General features: G+C 68.0%; 10 protein-coding genes. 3 read left to right on the top strand and 7 right to left on the bottom strand.

Annotated features, from left to right (window positions below):
• Positions 1-14: 14 nt before the first annotated feature.
• Entirely contained in the window at positions 15-2,402 is a 2,388-nt protein-coding gene (locus tag ABIC44_RS11045) for a TonB-dependent siderophore receptor (protein ID WP_354295430.1), read from the bottom strand.
• Between the two features lie 336 nt (positions 2,403-2,738).
• Between ABIC44_RS11045 and ABIC44_RS11050 the strand changes: the two genes are divergently transcribed.
• Positions 2,739-3,659 carry a LysR family transcriptional regulator gene (locus ABIC44_RS11050; RefSeq protein ID WP_354295431.1) on the top strand — a complete coding sequence of 307 codons (921 nt, stop codon included), beginning with the start codon at positions 2,739-2,741 and terminating at the stop codon, positions 3,657-3,659.
• Here ABIC44_RS11050 and ABIC44_RS11055 read toward each other — a convergent pair.
• The 6 genes from ABIC44_RS11055 to ABIC44_RS11080 are packed head-to-tail and all read right to left on the bottom strand — an operon-like array spanning position 3,641 to position 12,079.
• Entirely contained in the window at positions 3,641-4,792 is a 1,152-nt protein-coding gene (locus ABIC44_RS11055; protein WP_354295432.1) for a nucleoside hydrolase, read from the bottom strand. The two genes, ABIC44_RS11050 and ABIC44_RS11055, sit on opposite strands and share 19 nt — an antisense overlap.
• Positions 4,765-6,054 (bottom strand): guanine deaminase, encoded by a 1,290-nt coding sequence (gene guaD / locus ABIC44_RS11060; protein ID WP_354295434.1) that lies wholly within the window; start codon positions 6,052-6,054, stop codon positions 4,765-4,767. Before guaD ends, ABIC44_RS11055 begins: the two co-directional genes overlap by 28 nt.
• A 2-nt stretch (positions 6,055-6,056) precedes the next feature.
• Positions 6,057-6,992: a xanthine dehydrogenase accessory protein XdhC gene (gene xdhC / locus ABIC44_RS11065; protein WP_354295436.1), complete on the bottom strand. Its 936-nt coding sequence runs from the start codon at positions 6,990-6,992 to the stop codon at positions 6,057-6,059.
• Positions 6,993-7,003: 11 nt separating this feature from the next.
• Positions 7,004-9,316, bottom strand: coding sequence for a xanthine dehydrogenase molybdopterin binding subunit (gene xdhB / locus ABIC44_RS11070; RefSeq protein ID WP_354295437.1), 2,313 nt, complete (start codon positions 9,314-9,316; stop codon positions 7,004-7,006).
• The gene (gene xdhA, locus ABIC44_RS11075; protein WP_354295439.1) at positions 9,316-10,719 is read right to left on the bottom strand and encodes a xanthine dehydrogenase small subunit; all 1,404 of its coding nucleotides are present in this window, start codon (positions 10,717-10,719) and stop codon (positions 9,316-9,318) included. Before xdhA ends, xdhB begins: the two co-directional genes overlap by 1 nt.
• A gap of 4 nt (positions 10,720-10,723) precedes the next feature.
• On the bottom strand, positions 10,724-12,079 hold the full coding sequence (locus ABIC44_RS11080; RefSeq protein WP_354295441.1) for an NCS2 family permease: 1,356 nt from the start codon (positions 12,077-12,079) through the stop codon (positions 10,724-10,726).
• A 208-nt stretch (positions 12,080-12,287) separates the two neighbouring features.
• Between ABIC44_RS11080 and ABIC44_RS11085 the strand changes: the two genes are divergently transcribed.
• Both ABIC44_RS11085 and ABIC44_RS11090 read left to right on the top strand, forming a co-directional pair.
• Positions 12,288-13,835: an adenosine deaminase family protein gene (locus ABIC44_RS11085; RefSeq protein WP_354295442.1), complete on the top strand. Its 1,548-nt coding sequence runs from the start codon at positions 12,288-12,290 to the stop codon at positions 13,833-13,835.
• 173 nt (positions 13,836-14,008) lie between these two features.
• Positions 14,009-16,342 carry a TonB-dependent receptor gene (locus ABIC44_RS11090; protein WP_354295444.1) on the top strand — a complete coding sequence of 778 codons (2,334 nt, stop codon included), beginning with the start codon at positions 14,009-14,011 and terminating at the stop codon, positions 16,340-16,342.
• Positions 16,343-16,350: the final 8 nt, after the last annotated feature.

Here is a 16,350-nt window from a genome sequence, read left to right on the forward strand (position 1 = left end):
CTCCGTCCGCCCATTCAGAATTTATAGACGGCGGAGGCCAGGAAGCTGCGCGGACGCTCGGGCAGGACGATGGTGCTGCCGAACAATTCGGTGAAGTTGGCGCGGAAATAGCGCGCATTGGTCGCGTTCTTGACGACCAGGCGGAACAGCCAGGGGCCGGTCTGATACGAGGTCGACAGATCGACCAGCGCATAGCCGGGCAGCCGCACCGCCTGCGACTGGCCCGAAAAGACCGAGTCGACCTTCACCACGCTGCCGCTGACCGACAGGCCATTGTCGAAGCCATAGGTCGCCGTGGCGGAATAGAGGTTGGCGGGAATGCCCGCGCGGCGCGCCTGATTGCGGTTGGTGATCGGCACCGAACCGATCGGCTGGCCGCCCAGATACAGCGTCGGGTTGGTGACGTTGACCAGATCCTCGATGCCGAAGAAGCTGAAGAGCGAACCCGCTTGCAGGCCGGTCAGGTTGACGACCTCGGTATGGGTATAGGCGCCGGTTACGAGCAGGTGGCGGTCGACCGCCCAGCGGGCTTCGGCCTCCACCCCCTTGGTCTCGACCGCCTGGTTGACGGTGATCGACTGGATGTTGAAGTCGGTCCGGTTCTGTTTGTAGACCGAGAGCGCCGCATAGAGCCGCTCGTTCAGCCAGCTTCCCTTGATGCCGCCTTCGTACAGGCGGGAGGTCGACATGAAGCCCGATGCCACCGCCTCGGGCAGCACCTCAGCGCCCTGGCCGACGACGATGGTCGCCTGCTGCGACGCGGTCGCATAGGGGATCAGGCCGAAGGGCAGCTTGTAGGACGCGCTGGCGGTCCACGACCAGCCATCGTCGCTGCCCTTGGCCGAAACGCGGGTCGGCACCCGGTCCATGACGGTCGGATCATAGCGCGACGCGGCGTCCACCTTGTCGTACCGCCCGCCCAGCAGCAGATCGAGCCCGAAGTCGAAATCCAGATCGACCAGCGCGGCCAGGCCAAAGTCGGTGGTGTGGCCGAAGACCCGGTCGGTATAGCCGCAATTGCACTCGTTCGCGAGCAGCCGGTTCGACGCGGGCGTATAGCTTTGCGTCAGGTCGACACGGCTGAAATATTCGTAATCGAAATCATCACCGTAATCAAAATTGACATAGCGGACCGACGGCGAGAACTGACCGGAGAATTTGCCGATGTCGGTCTTGATCGACTTGGCGATGACGATCTTGTCCTCGATCACATAGGATTTGACACGCTGCGAGAAGCCGTAATCATTGTTGTTGATGTTCTGGGTGTGGTCGAAGAAGAGCTGGTTCTTGATGGTCAGGTCGCTCGGCCCATCGAAGGTGATGTCGTAGTAGAGCGTGGTCTGCTTGTTTTCCAGCTTGTCGTTCGGCCCGGTCAGCACGTTGCGGCGGCTGAGCGTCGTCGTGCCGGTGTTGACCAGGTTCAGCTGCGGATAGGTCTGGGTGAAACAGGCATTGGTGAAGCCGCTGGCGAAGGGGCTGGGCGTGCTGTTGGGGCAGGTGTAATTGCCGAAGATCGACAGGCCGCCGGGGATCGATGCGTTGATCTCGCCCTGGGAAATCTGGCCGTCGCCATTGGTGTCGAGCGGCTTGGCGGTGCCGGTGATATAGGTGCCGTTGTCGACCAGCTTCTGCGTCAGGCGGTTCCAGCCGCCATTCTGCTGGCCCTTGAAATTCTGATACTGGCCGCCGAACTCGATCTTGATCCGGTCGGTCAGCTGATGGTCGAACGCGCCCTGCAGGATGGTCTGCCGGGTCGACATGTTGCGGTAATAGCTGCCCGAATCCTCGACCTCGGCATAGAGGCTATAGCCCAGATCGGCGCCCGCCAGGTGCAGCGGCCCGCGCACCTCGGCGCGCAGGTTGTTCCGGTCCCAGCTGCCGCCCGTATAGCTCACCTCGCCGGTCGGACCGCTCAGCAGCGCGCCGCCCGCGACCCGCGCCGATTTGGGCACGAAGTTCAGATAGCCGCCCGTCTTGGACGGGCCATAGATGGGCGAGGCGGGGCCGCGCACGATGTCGATCCGATCGGCCGCCGCGATCGGCGTCGGATAATTGCCCGCATTGTCGAGCCGGCGGACGCCGCGAAAATAGGTCTCGCCCGGCGTGCCGCGAATGTCGAGCGCGCCGCCCACCCCGAAGAAGGAGTTGGTGAAGGTGCCGGGCGACTGCGCGACCAGATCATAGATGTCGGTGATGCCGAACCGCTCGATCTGTTCGTCGCTGATCGTCGAGGCGGAGCGCGGCGTTTCGACCAGCGTCTTGTCGAATCCGAAGACCGAGCCGACATCCTTCACCGGCAGCGCGTCGAGCGATCCGGTGACGACGATCTCCGCTCCGTCCTGCGCGGCGGGCTGGGGCGAGGTGGCCGTCGTCGCCTGCTGGGCGAAGGCGGGCGTGGTCATCGCGGTCCCGCACAGCAGCGACAAGAGCAAAGCGATCCCGGTGCGGCGCCCTCGTCCGGGCGCGCGCGAAATGGTCGATAGCGAGCAAGCAAGCGTCATCAGTGTCAGCCCCCCATGTGACGTCCGGCCCATTCCCCTGGGCCGGTCCGTCGCTGTTTGTCCCTGATCTCTCCCCCGTGATCGCGGCGGCGTCTGGCCATCGTCGTCACGCCGGTCCGTATTCCGCGGCAATCGCACGGTGGCCGCGTCATCATACCGAACCGGCAGTTGACCTACGGGCCGGGATCGTTGCATTCAAACGCAATGATGACGACGATCCGTTGCATAAATTAGAGCATGCCCGCCCTATCGCGCTTCATTCGATATTTCATGGCGGTCGGACGGCTGGGCTCGATCCGGCGCGCCGCCGATGAGCTGGCGGTGTCGGCCTCGGCGATCGACCGGCAGATCCTGAATGCCGAGGCGCGGCTGGGGGTGCAGCTGTTCGAACGGCTGTCCACCGGCCTGCGGCTGACGGCGGCGGGCGAGGTGATGATGGCGGCGGGCGGACGCTGGCAGAAGCAGCTCGGGGACACGCTGGCCCAGATCGAGGACCTGCGCGGGCTGAAGCGCGGCCATGTCGACATCGCGGTCATCGACGCGCTGTCCAAGGGCTATATGCCCGCCGCGATCCATGCGATCCAGCAAAGCCATCCCGGCATCACCATGGGGGTGCATGTGCTGGGCAACGAGCAGGTGCGGCGCGCGATCGCCGCCAATGACGTCGATTTCGGCATCCTGTTCGACCCGCAATCCTATCAGGATCTGACGGTCCGCGCCTTTGTCGACGTGGTGCTGGGCATCGTCTCGCCGCCGGGGCATCGGCTGGCGGGGCAGCCGGAGATTCGCTTTTCCGATTGCGACGGCGAATCGGTGATCCTCCCGGCCGCGCCGCTGGCCGTGCACCAGCAGGTCGCGGTGCTGGAGGCGACGTCGGGCGTCACGCTCAACCGGCGCGTGACGTCGGACAATATCCAGATGATCGCCTCGCTGATCGAGCAGGGCGACAGCGTCGGAATCCTGACCTCGCTGGACGTATCGACCGAGGTGCGCACCGGATCGCTGGCGTTCACGCGCATCGCGGACAAGGTGCTGCGCCCGATGACGCTGGCCCTGTGCACCGCGACCGCGCGCACGCCCTCCTATGCCGCCGCGATGGTGCTGCGCGAGATCGAGGCGGGCTTCACCCAGTTCGCCTATCAGCCCCCCGTGGCCTGAGGCCGGGTCGGACGGGCCAGCAACCGCAGCATCAGCGCCTCCAGCCGGGCGGGATCGACGGCGCGGATCACCTCCGCGCGCTGTTCGCCGATCCCCGGCTGATAGCCTGGGCTCCACGACAGCATATCGCCGTAACCCGGCCCGAACTGCGTATCGTAATCGACAAAGGCGGTGTCGCGCGTGGTGACGATCTTGGGCTCGAGCCAGACCGCGGCGGCGATCTCGTCCCACATCGGAAAGCCGGGTTCGAGCGACCCGATCCAGCCTGCCATGGCGGGCGGCGACACCGCGCGCAGCCGCGCGATCAGCGCGGGCGTCAGCTCGGTCGCGGTGGACGGGTCGGCGGGGACGACGGTGATGTGCCGCCACGGGCTGCGCGACACGATGCTCGCCGCCTCGGGATCAAAGCGCGCGTTGAACTCGCGGCGCGGCGAATGGACGAATTCGCGCGCGAACTGGCTGGCCGACACGCCGTCCCTGACCTGACGGGGATTGAGGCTGCCGCCCATATAGACCAACTCCTTCGCCAGACCGGCAAAGGCGGGGTCGAGCCGCTGCGCCAGCGCCAGATTGGTCAGCGGCCCCATCGCGATGATCGTCACCTGTCCGGGATGCTCGTGCACCATGCGCAGCAGGAAATTGGCGGCGATCTCGGGCGAGGGGCGGGTGGTCGGATTGCCGCCGGGCAGGTCGACCGGGTCATCGGCATGGTGATAGGGCGGGGTGCTCTGTTTCGTCGGCTCGACCCATTGGCGCATCCAGGCGCCCTTCCAGGTCAGCTTGCCGTACAGCGCCTCCCAGCGTTCGGTCAGCACCTCCGAATTGACCAGCGGATAGGTCGCGCCTTGTGCGACGGGCACGCTCCGGCCCATCCGCTCGACGCCCTTAAGCGCCAGGGCGGTGGCGCGATTGACCCAGACATTGCCCGTGACGGTGGTAATGCCCAGCACCTCGACATCGGGCGCGTCGAGCAGCATGACATGGCCCAGCCCGAAGCCTTCGTCGTCGATGACGACCAGGCGGCGGTTCTCCTGCGCCTGCGCGGGCATTGTCGCCGCAAGCAGTGCCATTAAACATCCAAGAAGCTGCAACCCCAGCTTGCGCATCAGCCCGTCCCCCGATCCCAGGCGCATTCGCCCATTACATAGGTACGCCGCACGGTGCGGTCGTCGCCCAGCACCTGCATCGCGAACAGCCGTGCGGCCAGGTCGGCGCCCGCGGTCCGCCGCGCGAGGAGCGGCGTGGCGGCTTCGTCCAGCACGACGAAGTCGGCCTCCTGTCCGGGCAGCAGTGCCCCGACCCGGTCGCCGATGTTGAGCAGCGCCGCGCTGCCCGCCGTGGCGAGATAGAGCGCACGGAACGGATCGAGCCGCAACTCGCGCGCGAGCGCCGCCTGATAGGCGACCCCGGCGGTGTGGAGCATCGAAAAGGACGTGCCCGCGCCGATATCGCTGCCCAGGCCCAGCCGCAGCCGGTGCGAGTCCGCCTGTCCGAAATCGAAAAATCCCGACCCCAGGAAGAGATTGGAGGTCGGGCAGACCGCGATCCCCGCCCCGGCCTCGGCCAGCCGCGCGCAACTCCGGTCGGTCAGGTGGATGCCATGCGCGAACACCGATCGCGGGCCGACCAGCCCGAACCGGTCATAGACGTCGAGATAGTCGTGCGCATGCGGGAAGCGTTCGGCGACGGCGGCGCATTCGTGGCGGTTCTCGGCCAAATGGGTGTGCAGCAACACATCGGGGTTCGCGTCGAGCAGCGCGGCGGCCTGTACGAGCTGTTCGTCGGACGAGGTCAGCACGAAACGCGGCGTCACCGCATAGCCCAGCCGCCCGCGCCCGCGCCATCGCTTGATCAGCGCCTCGCTATCCGCACGGGCGCTCTCGGGCGTGTCGCGGAGACCTTCGGGACCGAGGTCCATCAGCACCTTGCCCGACAGGATGCGCATCCGTCGGTCGAGTGCCGCCTGGAACAGCGCGTCGACCGATCCGGGGTGGACGGTCGGGAAGACCAGCGCGCTGGTCGTGCCGTGGCGGAGCAGCTCGGTCAGGAAGGCATTGGCGACGGCGGCGGCATGGGCCGGGTCGGCAAAGGCTTTTTCGGCCGGGAAGATATGGCGTTCCAGCCAGTCGAGCAGCTGTTCGCCATGCGAGGCGATGCGGTCCATCTGCGGATAATGGACATGCGCGTCGACAAAGCCGGGGACGACGATGCCGGGCAGCTGCTCGACGGCGACGCCGTCGAACTGCGGCGCCAGCGTCGCATAATCGCCGCGCGCCACGACCAGCCCGTCCTCGACCGCGAGCAGCCCGTCGGCCTCATGCCGGATCGCGGTCGGATCGTCGCGGGGATCGGCACCGATCGACAAAAGTTCGGCACGGAAAAGGCGTAGGGTCATGGTCACTCAGCAATAACGGGGTAGGGGGCGGGCTCGCGGCCCAGCGCGAGAAGTTGGGCCAGGACCGACAGCGCGATCACGTCGGGTTCCTTGCCGGTGATCGCCGCCAGCCCGATCGGGCAGGTCAGCCGGGCGCGGGCTTCGTCCGGCACGTCGTCACGGGTCAGCCGGGCGAGGAAGCGGGCGCGCTTGGTCGCCGATCCGATCAACCCGACAAAGGCCAGCGGCGGGCGCGTCAAGGCGGCGCGGGTCAGCCGGTAATCGAGCCCATGGTCATGGGTCAGGATCAGCACCGCCGCCTCGGCAGGTGCGTCGGCCAGACAGGCGGGCAGGCGATCCTCGTCGACGATCGTCACGCCCTTCAACTCCTGCATCGCCGTGCGGCTGTCGAACCAGGCGAGCCGCAGCGGCAGGCCGACCGCCTGACGCGCGATGGCCTGGCCGACATGACCCGCACCGAACAGATAGAGCGGCCGATGCCACTGGCCGAGCCGTTCGGCCCAGCATGCGCCCGCGCCGGGACGTTCGCCGCGCGCGGACAGCGCAACGATTGCCGCCGCCGGATCGACGGTGCGCGTGATGCCCGACGGGTGCAGCAGGGTGGTCAGCGTCGCGCCGATGGTAGCCGTCTCGATCCAGTCCAGCGCATCGGGGTCGATCCGCTCGATCAACAGCCGGACACGCCCGCCACAGCATTGGCCGAGCAGGGGGCCGAGCGGATAATCCTGTATCCGCCAGGTGCCGGGTGGGTGGGCCAGGATCGTGCGGGCCTGTTCGATCGCCTGATGCTCCAGCGCGCCGCCGCCGATCGTGTCGAACGCGGCGGCGTCCGTCACCGCCATCCGGGTGCCTGCGCCGCGCGGGGCGGACCCCTCGGTCGCCAGCACCGTGACCAGCGCGATGCGCTCGCCGGGCGCGGCGTCGCGGAGCCTGGTCATCCACAGGGCGTTCATGCGCGGTGGGCGGCGATCGCGCGCAGGATCGCCTCGGGCGTGGCGGGCGCGTTCAGCGGCGGAAAGCCGCGCCGTTCGGGCGCGGTGGCGGCCACCGCCTCGCCCAGCGCGGAGAGCACGCACTGGGCCAGCATGAACGGCGGCTCGCCGACCGCTTTCGAGCGGTTGATCGTCGGCTCGACATTCTCCCCATCCCACAGCGCGACCCGAAATCGGTGCGGGCGGTCGGCGGCGGTCGGGATCTTGTAGGTGGCGGGCGAATGGGTCAGCAACCGGCCATCCTCGGCAAAGACCAGTTCCTCGGTGGTCAGCCAGCCCTGGCCCTGGAGGAACCCGCCCTCGATCTGGCCAAGGTCGATCGCCGGATTGAGCGACCGGCCGACATCATGGAGGATATCGACCGCCAGGACGCGATGCTCGCCGGTCAGCGTGTCCACCACCACCTCCGCGCACGCCGCGCCATAGGCGAAATAGTAAAAGGGGCGCCCACGATGCGCCGCTCGGTCATAGGCGATGTCCGGCGTCGCATAGAATCCGGTCGAGGACAGCGACACCCGTGCCAGATGCGCCTTGCGGCACAGCGTGTCGAAGGGGAGCGTCTCCGCCCCCGCGACGACCCCGGCCGGGGTGAAGCGCACCGCCTCTACCGCACAGCCGCCGATCGACGCCGCCACGCCCGCCAGCCGCTCGCGGATGGTGCGCGCTGCCTCGAACGCCGCCATGCCGTTCAAATCGGCCCCCGACGAGGCGGCGGTGGCGGAGGTGTTGGGCACCTTGTCGGTGCGCGTCGCGGTGATGCGCACCTTTGTCACCGGCACGGCGAAGACGTCCGCCACGACCTGCGCGACCTTGATGTACAGGCCCTGGCCCATTTCGGTGCCGCCATGGTTCAGCTGGATGCTGCCATCGGCATAGACATGCACCAGCGCGCCCGCCTGGTTGAGATGGGTGGTGGTGAAGCTGATCCCGAACTTCACCGGGGTCAGCGCGATGCCCTTCTTCAGTACGGTGTGGCGGGCGTTGAATTCGCGGATAGCGGCGCGGCGTGCGTCATAGTCGCTGTCGCCGCGCAACCGGGCGATCAGCGCCGGTGCGATATTGTCGGCGATCGTCATGCCATAGGGCGTCACGTCGCGCCCCGGCCCGTAGAGATTGGCGATGCGCACCTCGAGCGGATCGCGGCCCAGCGCGGCTGCGACCGCATCGATCACCCGCTCGATCGCCAGCATGCCTTGCGGCCCGCCGAAACCGCGAAAGGCGGTGGCGGAGACGGTGTGGGTCTTCAGCCGTTCGGAGACGATCTCGATCGCGGGCAGCCAATAGCAATTGTCCGCATGGAACATCGCACGGTCGTTGATCGCGGGCGACAGGTCCACCGTCGCCCCGCACCGCGACGCCAGCCGCAGCACCAGTCCGACGATCCGGCCGTCGTCGTCGAAACCGACATCATAGCCGACCTCGAAATCATGGCGCTTGCCGGTCAGCACCATGTCGTCGTCGCGGTCGCAGCAGAATTTGGCGGGGCGACCCGTCTTGGCGGCGACCAGAGCGGCGGCGGCGGCAAAGGGGGCCGCCTGCGTCTCCTTGCCGCCGAACGCGCCGCCCATGCGACGCACCTCGACCGTGACGTCCGCCGACGTCACGCCCAGCAGGTTGGCGACCAGATGCTGGACCTCGCTGGGATGCTGGGTCGAGCTGGTGATGTGGATCTGCCCGTCCTCGCCGGGACGCGCGAGCGCGACCTGCCCCTCCAGATAGAAATGGTCCTGCCCGCCCATCGCGAACCCGCCGGACCGGCGATGCGGGGCGTTTTCCAGGGCGGCAGCAGCGTCGCCGCGCGCCATGCGCTGGGTCGGCTCGATCAGCGAGGCGGCGGCGCGAGCGTCCGCGATCGACAGCAGCGCGGGGCGGGGGGCATAGGCAATCTGCCCCAGCCGCGCCGCCCGCCGCGCCGCACCCCGGCTGGTCGCCGCGACGAGGAAGACCGGTTGGCCGCGATACAGGACTTCCCCGTCCGCAAGCAGCCGGTCGTCATGCGCGACCGGGCTGACGTCATTATGCCCCGGTATGTCGGCTGCGGTGAAGACCGCCACGACGCCCGGTGCGGCGCGCACCGCCGACAGGTCGAGCGCGACGATTTCGGCATGCGTCTCGCTCGACTGGCCGAAGGCGAGGTGGAGCAGATCGGCGGGCTCGGGCTCGTCATCGACATAGCGCGCCGCACCGGTGACATGCAGGACCGCGCTGTCATGCGGCAGCGAGGGCTTCACGATCGGCTCTGCGGTATAGGGCGCAGTGGGATCGGCCATCAGACCGCCTCCCGGACCGAAACCGGCTCGCCCTGTTCGCGGTGCCACAGCCGCCACAGCAGATTGCCCGCCGCTTCGTGGCGATAGGCCGCGCTGCCGCGTACATCGGTCAGCGGCGCGAAATCCTCGCGCAGCGCGGCGACGGCGCGGGCGATCGTCGCTTGCGAAAAGGATGCGCCGGCCAGCGCCGCCTCGCACGCCGGGGCACGGCGCGGCGTCGCCGCCATTCCGCCGAACGCGACCCGCGCCTCCGCAACGAGGCCGTCGCGCAGCGTCAGCGCGAAGGCGCCGCACACCGCGGATATGTCGCTGTCGAAGCGGCGCGACAGCTTGGCGATATGGATGATCGCATCGGGGGCGGGGCGGGGGATATGGATGCGCTCGATAAACTCGCCGGGCGCCCGGTCCTGGCGGCCATAGCCGAGGAAATAATCCTCAAGCGCCAGCGTCCGCCGCCGGTCCCCGCGACGCAGCGTCAGCGACGCGCCCAGCGCGATCAGCGCGGGCGGCCCGTCGCCGATCGGCGAGCCATTGGCGATGTTGCCGCCGATCGTGCCCGCATTGCGCACCTGCAATCCGCCGATCCGCCGCACCAGCTCGCCCAGATCGGGATGCAGCCGCCCGAGCGCGTCATGCGCCTCGGCATAGCGCACCGCCGCGCCCAGCGTGACCCCGGCCGCGTCCTCCATGATGGTGCGCAGCTCGGGCACGTCGCCGATGAAGACCGGCGTGTCGATGTCGCGCAGCCCCTTCGTCACCCACAACCCGACATCGGTCGCCCCGGCGATCAGCCGCGCATCGGGATGGTCGAGCAGCAGCGCGGCAAGGTCGTCGGCCGATCGCGGTGCGAACCAGTTCGTTGCTGTCGGCTCTGGGGCCGTCCGAAGGTCGCGCAGCGCAGTGGCCAGTCGTGCATCGTCGCGGTCGATCCGGGGCGCGTCCTCGGCGGCGGCGAGGATCGGGCCATAGCCGGTGCACCGGCACAGATTCCCTGCGATCACGTCGGCAACCGGCAGCGCGTGCCCCGCCGCGCCCACCGCGCGGCCATAGAGCGACATGACGAAACCCGGCGTGCAGAAGCCACATTGCGAACTGCCGTTGCGCGCCATGCACGACTGGAGCGGGGTCAGCGTCTCGCCGCGCGACAGGCTTTCGACGGTCAGCACCGCCTTGCCGTCGATCATAGGCAGGAACAGGATGCAGGCATTGACCGCGCGCCACGCGATGCCTTCTCCGGCAAGCTCGCCGACCAAGACGGTGCAGGCACCGCAATCCCCCTCGGCGCAACCCTCCTTGGTGCCGGTGCGGCGCAGGCGATAGCGGAGATGGTCGAGCAGCGTCGCGGTCGGCTCCGCGTCGGCGACCTCCACCACCGCATCGTCGAGAAGGAAGCGGATCGTCATTGCCTCACGCCGCTCCCATCCAGACGAAGCGCGCGACGAACAGGGCGGCGAGCAGGAACAGGAACCAGTCGGCCCGCGTCGCCTGTCCGCGCGCCGCCTTCAATATGGCGTGCGCGGTGATGCCGAAGGCCAGGCCGTTGGCGATCGAGAAGGTCAGCGGGATCATCGCGACGGTCAGGAAAGCCGGGATCGCCGCCAGCGGATCGTCCCATTTCACCTCGGCCAGCGGCAACAGCATCAGCCCGCCGACGACGATCAGCGCGGGCGCGGTGGCGGCCAGCGGCACCAGCTGCGCATAGGGCGCGACGAACATCATCAGCAGGAACAACAGGCCGGTGACGATGGCGGTCAGCCCGGTGCGCCCGCCCGCCTGCACCCCCGCCGCGCTTTCGACATAGCTGGTGACGGTGCTGGTGCCCGCCACCGCGCCGACCATGGTCGCCACCGCATCGGTCAGGAGGATGCGGTTCAGGCCGGGAATACGACCCGCCGCGTCGATCAGCCCGGCGCGCTTGGTCACCGCGACCAGCGTGCCGATATTGTCGAACAGGTCGACGAACAGGAACACGAACAATATCTCGAACAGGCCCAGCCCGTGCCGCCCGCCCGCCCCGAACACGCCGGGCAGGTCGATGCGGAACGCGGTCTCGGTCAGCATGGTCAGGCTATAGGGTTCGGGCTTCACCGTGACCTGGCCGGTCATCCAGGCGACGGCGGTGGTGACGACGATCCCGATCAGCATCGCGCCGCGCACGTTCCAGATGCTCAGCATCGCGATCAGCAACAGCCCCAGCAGCGCGAGCGCCGCGCCCGGCTGGGTCAACGGGCCCAGCGTGACCAGCGTCGCGGGGCTGGCGACGACGATCCCGGCATTCCTCAGCCCGATGAAACCGATGAACAGCCCGATCCCGCCCGCCACCGCCGCGAACAGATGCGACGGAATGACCGAGACGATCAGCTGTCGCACCCCGGTCAGCGTCAGGATCAGGAAGCAGACGCCCGAGATCAGCACGCACCCCAGCGCGACCGGCCAGGGGATGCCCATCTGCTGGACGACGGTGAAACTGAAATAGGCGTTCAGGCCCATGCCGGGCGCCAGCGCCAGCGGCACATTGGCGACCATCCCCATCAGGATCGAGGCGAAGGCGGCGGCGAAGCAGGTGGCGGCGGCGACCGCCGCGACCGGCATCCCGGCCTGTCCCAGGATCGCGGGGTTCACCAGCACGATATAGGCCATGGTCAGGAACGTGGTGGTTCCCGCCAGCACCTCCGTCCGCAGCGAGGTGCCGCGCTCGCGCAACAGGAAACGGCGTTCCAGCGCGGTCAATGCCGGTCCTTCCGTCGCTGCCCTATCTGTCATTGCGTCCCCCGAAATCCGCCTCACGGGCGTCATGCCACTCACTGCCCGACCGATCTACATCAATGAACGGGATAGATCGTTGCAAAAATGAGCGCACCCCTTTGTACGCCCCGCGCGCGGTTTAAGGCAACGCGACGTGCCGGATATTGCGATGGGCGGAGCGGAATCCGCTCCCTAGACAGGCGGGCATCATCAAGGGGGATAGCGAATGAACGCCCGTTGCAATGACGGTCGCAGGGGCAGGCGCGGGCGCGCCGGTGCGACCTGCGCGATGCTGGTGCTGGCGGCGGCGATGCTCGGTGGGGCAGTCGAGCCGACATCGCCCGAGGCACGGACCGCCGCCTATCTGGACCGTATCGCGGACAGCCCGCCACGGCTGCGCATGTTCCTGCAAGTCATGCCCAAGGGCGGCGACCTGCACAATCACGCGGGCGGCGCGGTCTATGCCGAGGATATGCTGCAATGGGCGGCGGCGGAGGGACTGTGCCTGTCGACCGATCCCGTCGGCGTGGCGCCCGCGCCCTGCGACGCGCCCGGCCGGGTCGCGGCGGCCGATCTGGTCCGCAACTATCCGCGCTACGCCGCCTTTGTCGACGCCTTCTCCACGCGCGGCTTCGAAGCGGGGACCGGCGATCCGCGCATATCCGGCTATGACCGATTCTTCGCGACCTTCGGTGCCTTCTGGCCGATCGCCGCACGGCATGGCGGCAAGGTGCTCGCCCTGGCGCGCGAGCAGGCCGCCGCCGATGGTGTGTCCTATGCCGAGTTGAGCACCGGTTCGGCCGCGACACAGCCCTTGCTGGCCAATGTCGGGGAAGGCGATGTGGGTGATCTGGCCGCGCTCTATGCCAGGATCGCGCCCGAACTGCCCCGCGCGGTGCAGGCGACGCGGGCGGAATATGACGCCTATGAGGCGGAGATGGCATCGATCGACGGTTGCGCCACGGCCAACCCGAAGCCCGCCTGCGCCACGGAAATCCGGTATCAATATGCCGCCATCCGCACCCGGCCGCCGGTGCAGGTCTTCGCCGAACTCGCGCTGGGATTTGCGCTGGCGCAGGGCGATCCGCGCTTCGTGGCGGTCAATATCGTCGCGCCCGAACATGACCCGGTCGCGCTGCGCGACTATGCGCTGCACATGCGGATGCTGCGCTTCCTGAAGGCGCGCTTTCCCGCCGTTCCGCTGTCGCTGCATGCGGGCGAACTGACCTTGGGGCTGGTCCCCCCGCGCGAGCTGGCCTTTCATATCCGGGACGCGGTGGAGGTCGCGGGGGCGCGCCGGATCGGCCATGGTGTTGACATTTCCTATGAAACCGACGCCCGCGCCTTGCTGGCCCGCATGGCGCGCGACCGGGTGGCGGTGGAGATCAACCTGACCAGCAACGCGGTGATCCTGGGCGTGAAGGGGCGCGACCATCCGTTGTCGCTCTATCGCCAGGCGGGCGTGCCGGTGGTCCTGTCGACCGACGACGAGGGCGTCTCGCGCAGCGACATGACCAACGAATATCTTCGCGGAGTGACCGAACAGAAGCTGCGCTACCCCGACCTCAAGCAGATGGCGCGAGATTCGCTGCACTATTCCTTCCTGCCGGGGGACAGCCTGTGGCGCGACCGCGCGGGCGGGGCGCGTGTCGCGGCCTGCGATCGCCTCGATACACCCGCATGCCGCGCCTTTACCGCGACCCATGCCAAGGCGCGGCTGGAGGCACGGCTCGAACGCGATTTCGACAGGTTCGAGCGGCAGAGCTTCGACTGACCCGCCCAAAGGGTGAGCGAAAAATGCGCGCGCTCGAGGCGGAATATTGCGCTTCTGCCGCCCCATTTGTCGACGCTAACACAGCCCTCGAAAGCGGGCGGCGCCGCGCGACATCATCCGGCGGACGGTTGAGGAGCGGCGCCCGGCCCATGCGAAATCAGGTGCGGGGGCAAATGATGAACTGGACGAAATGGTCGCTGCTGCTGTCCTGCGCGACGTTGCTGGCCGATCCGTGCGCGGCGCAGGTCGCCGCGCCGGCGACATCGGCGGATGCGGCGCAGGAGGAATATCTGCCCGACATCGTCGTCACCGCCGAAAAGCGCGAGGCGGGGTTGCAGCGGGTGCCGCAGGCGATCACCGCGCTGACCGGCGATGCGCTGGTCGCGAACAACATCAACACCTTCCAGGACCTGAGCGCGCTGGCCCCCGGCCTGACCGTTGGCAATGCCGAGGGGGAGCGCACCACGCTGTCCATTCGCGGCGTCGGGCAGGAGGCGAACCAGAATGACGTCGCCGCGCCGTCCGTCTCCTATCACCAGGACGGCGTCTATATCGTGTCGCCCTTCGCGCTGGGCGGCAACTTCCTGGATGTGGGGCGGGTCGAGGTGTTGCGCGGGCCGCAGGGGACGCTGTTCGGCCAGAACTCGACCGGCGGCGCGATCAATCTGGTCACGGTCGCGCCCGCGCTCGACCGGACCGAGGGCTATGTCGATGCGGCCTATGGGTCGTTCGACTATCGCAACCTGCGATCGGCGGTGAACCTGCCCATCGGATCGACGATGGCGGTGCGCGCGACGGGAAGCTGGCTGAAGCAGGACGGCACCACGACGAACATCCGGCTGGGGCAGAAGCTGGACCAGCGCAACGACGCCGCCTGGCGGTTCCAGCTGCTGTGGAAACCCGCCGACAATTTCCATATCGACCTGACCGCGCAGCAATTCCGCAGCGACACCAACGGACCCGCGCGCTTCGGTCTGCTCGATCCGACCCCGCGCCGCGACGCGGACGGCCACCGGCAACTGGCGCAGGACTCGCCGTCGCACCTGTTCCTGCGCTCGCAACTGTACAGCCTGGTCGCGACCTGGGACCTGCCGGGCTTCACCGTCAAATATCTGGGCAGCCACCAGCGCGAGGATGTCCGCAAATATCGCGACAACGACTTTTCCGATGTGGCGCTGGTGGGGCCGCTGGCCGTCGAGCGCAGCTTCTATGAGCGGCAGGACCAGGCGCATCGCTCCTATACCTCCGAGCTGAACCTCGTGTCGCGCACGCCTTTGTTCGGCAGCGTCGACTGGGTGCTCGGCGCCTTCTGGTTCCAGCAGAAGATCGAGGCGCATTCGTTCGAGCGGGTGGATCGCAACCGCAACGGCGTGCTCGATCCGTTCAACGCGATCGCCAATAACGGCCTGCCGCCCGCCGGGGACATCGGCTTCCAGAGCGATTTCTTTCCCGAGCGCCGCTCCTTCTCCTTTTATGGACAGGCGACCTGGCATGCGACCGACCGGCTGCGGATGACCGGCGGGCTGCGCTATACCGACGACCGGGCGACCAACCGCAACTATAACTTCTTCACCCTGTCGACCGGCCGACCGACCGCGCTGATCACGTCGCAGGGGACGGCGGTGACGGGGCGCGCGGCGGTGGAGTTCGACCTGGGCCGCAATCGCATGGGCTATGCCTCCTATACGCGCGGGTTCAAGCCGGGCGGCAACAACCTGACCTATGGTATTGCCGACGTGGCCGAGGATCTGGTGTTCCGCACCTTCCGCCCGGAACGCATCGACGCCTATGAACTGGGGTTGAAGGCGGATTTCCTCGACGGGCGGCTGCGCACCAATCTGGCCGGGTTCGGCTATGACTATGTCGACCTGCAATATATGACCAGCGACCCGCGCAACCGGTCGAGCGGCGTCGCCAATATCCCGCGCAGCCGCATCCTGGGTGCGGAAGCCGAAGTGACCTTCGCACCCAGCCGCGACCTGCGGTTCAACACCGGCCTGACCCTGCTCGACAGCAAGGTCAGCGGCCATGCCCGCGCGCTGGACAGCGTGAATGCGACCGCGGCGGAGCGCAATCTGGTCGTCAACCAGCGGCTCAGCATCTTCGCGCCCGCCGTGACGCTGGCCCGTGCGGCAGTCATCGGCGATTTGTACGGCAATCAACTCGCCAAGACGCCCGCATTCAGCGCCACGGCGGGCGTGAACTGGGACCATCAGTTCGGCGACGGGCTGCGCGGCTATGCGTCCGGGTTGTTCATCCGGCGCGGGGCGATGCAGGCGCGCGTGTTCAACAATCCCGCGATCGACCGCATCCCCGGCTACAACCAGGTCAACCTGACCGGCGGCGTCCGGTTCGGCGGCGGCTGGGATGTCAGCCTGAGCGCGCAGAACCTGTTCGACACCGACGGCATCAGCACGCGCTTCACCGACGTGTTCGGCGTCAACGCCACCTTCGACCAGCTGATCCCGCCGCGCACCGTCATCGGTCGCGTGCGGTACAGCTTCTGACCGCGCGC

Origin of the sequence: Sphingomonas sp. 1185, from assembly GCF_040544655.1 — a bacterium.
Classification (GTDB): Bacteria; Pseudomonadota; Alphaproteobacteria; order Sphingomonadales; family Sphingomonadaceae; genus Sphingomonas.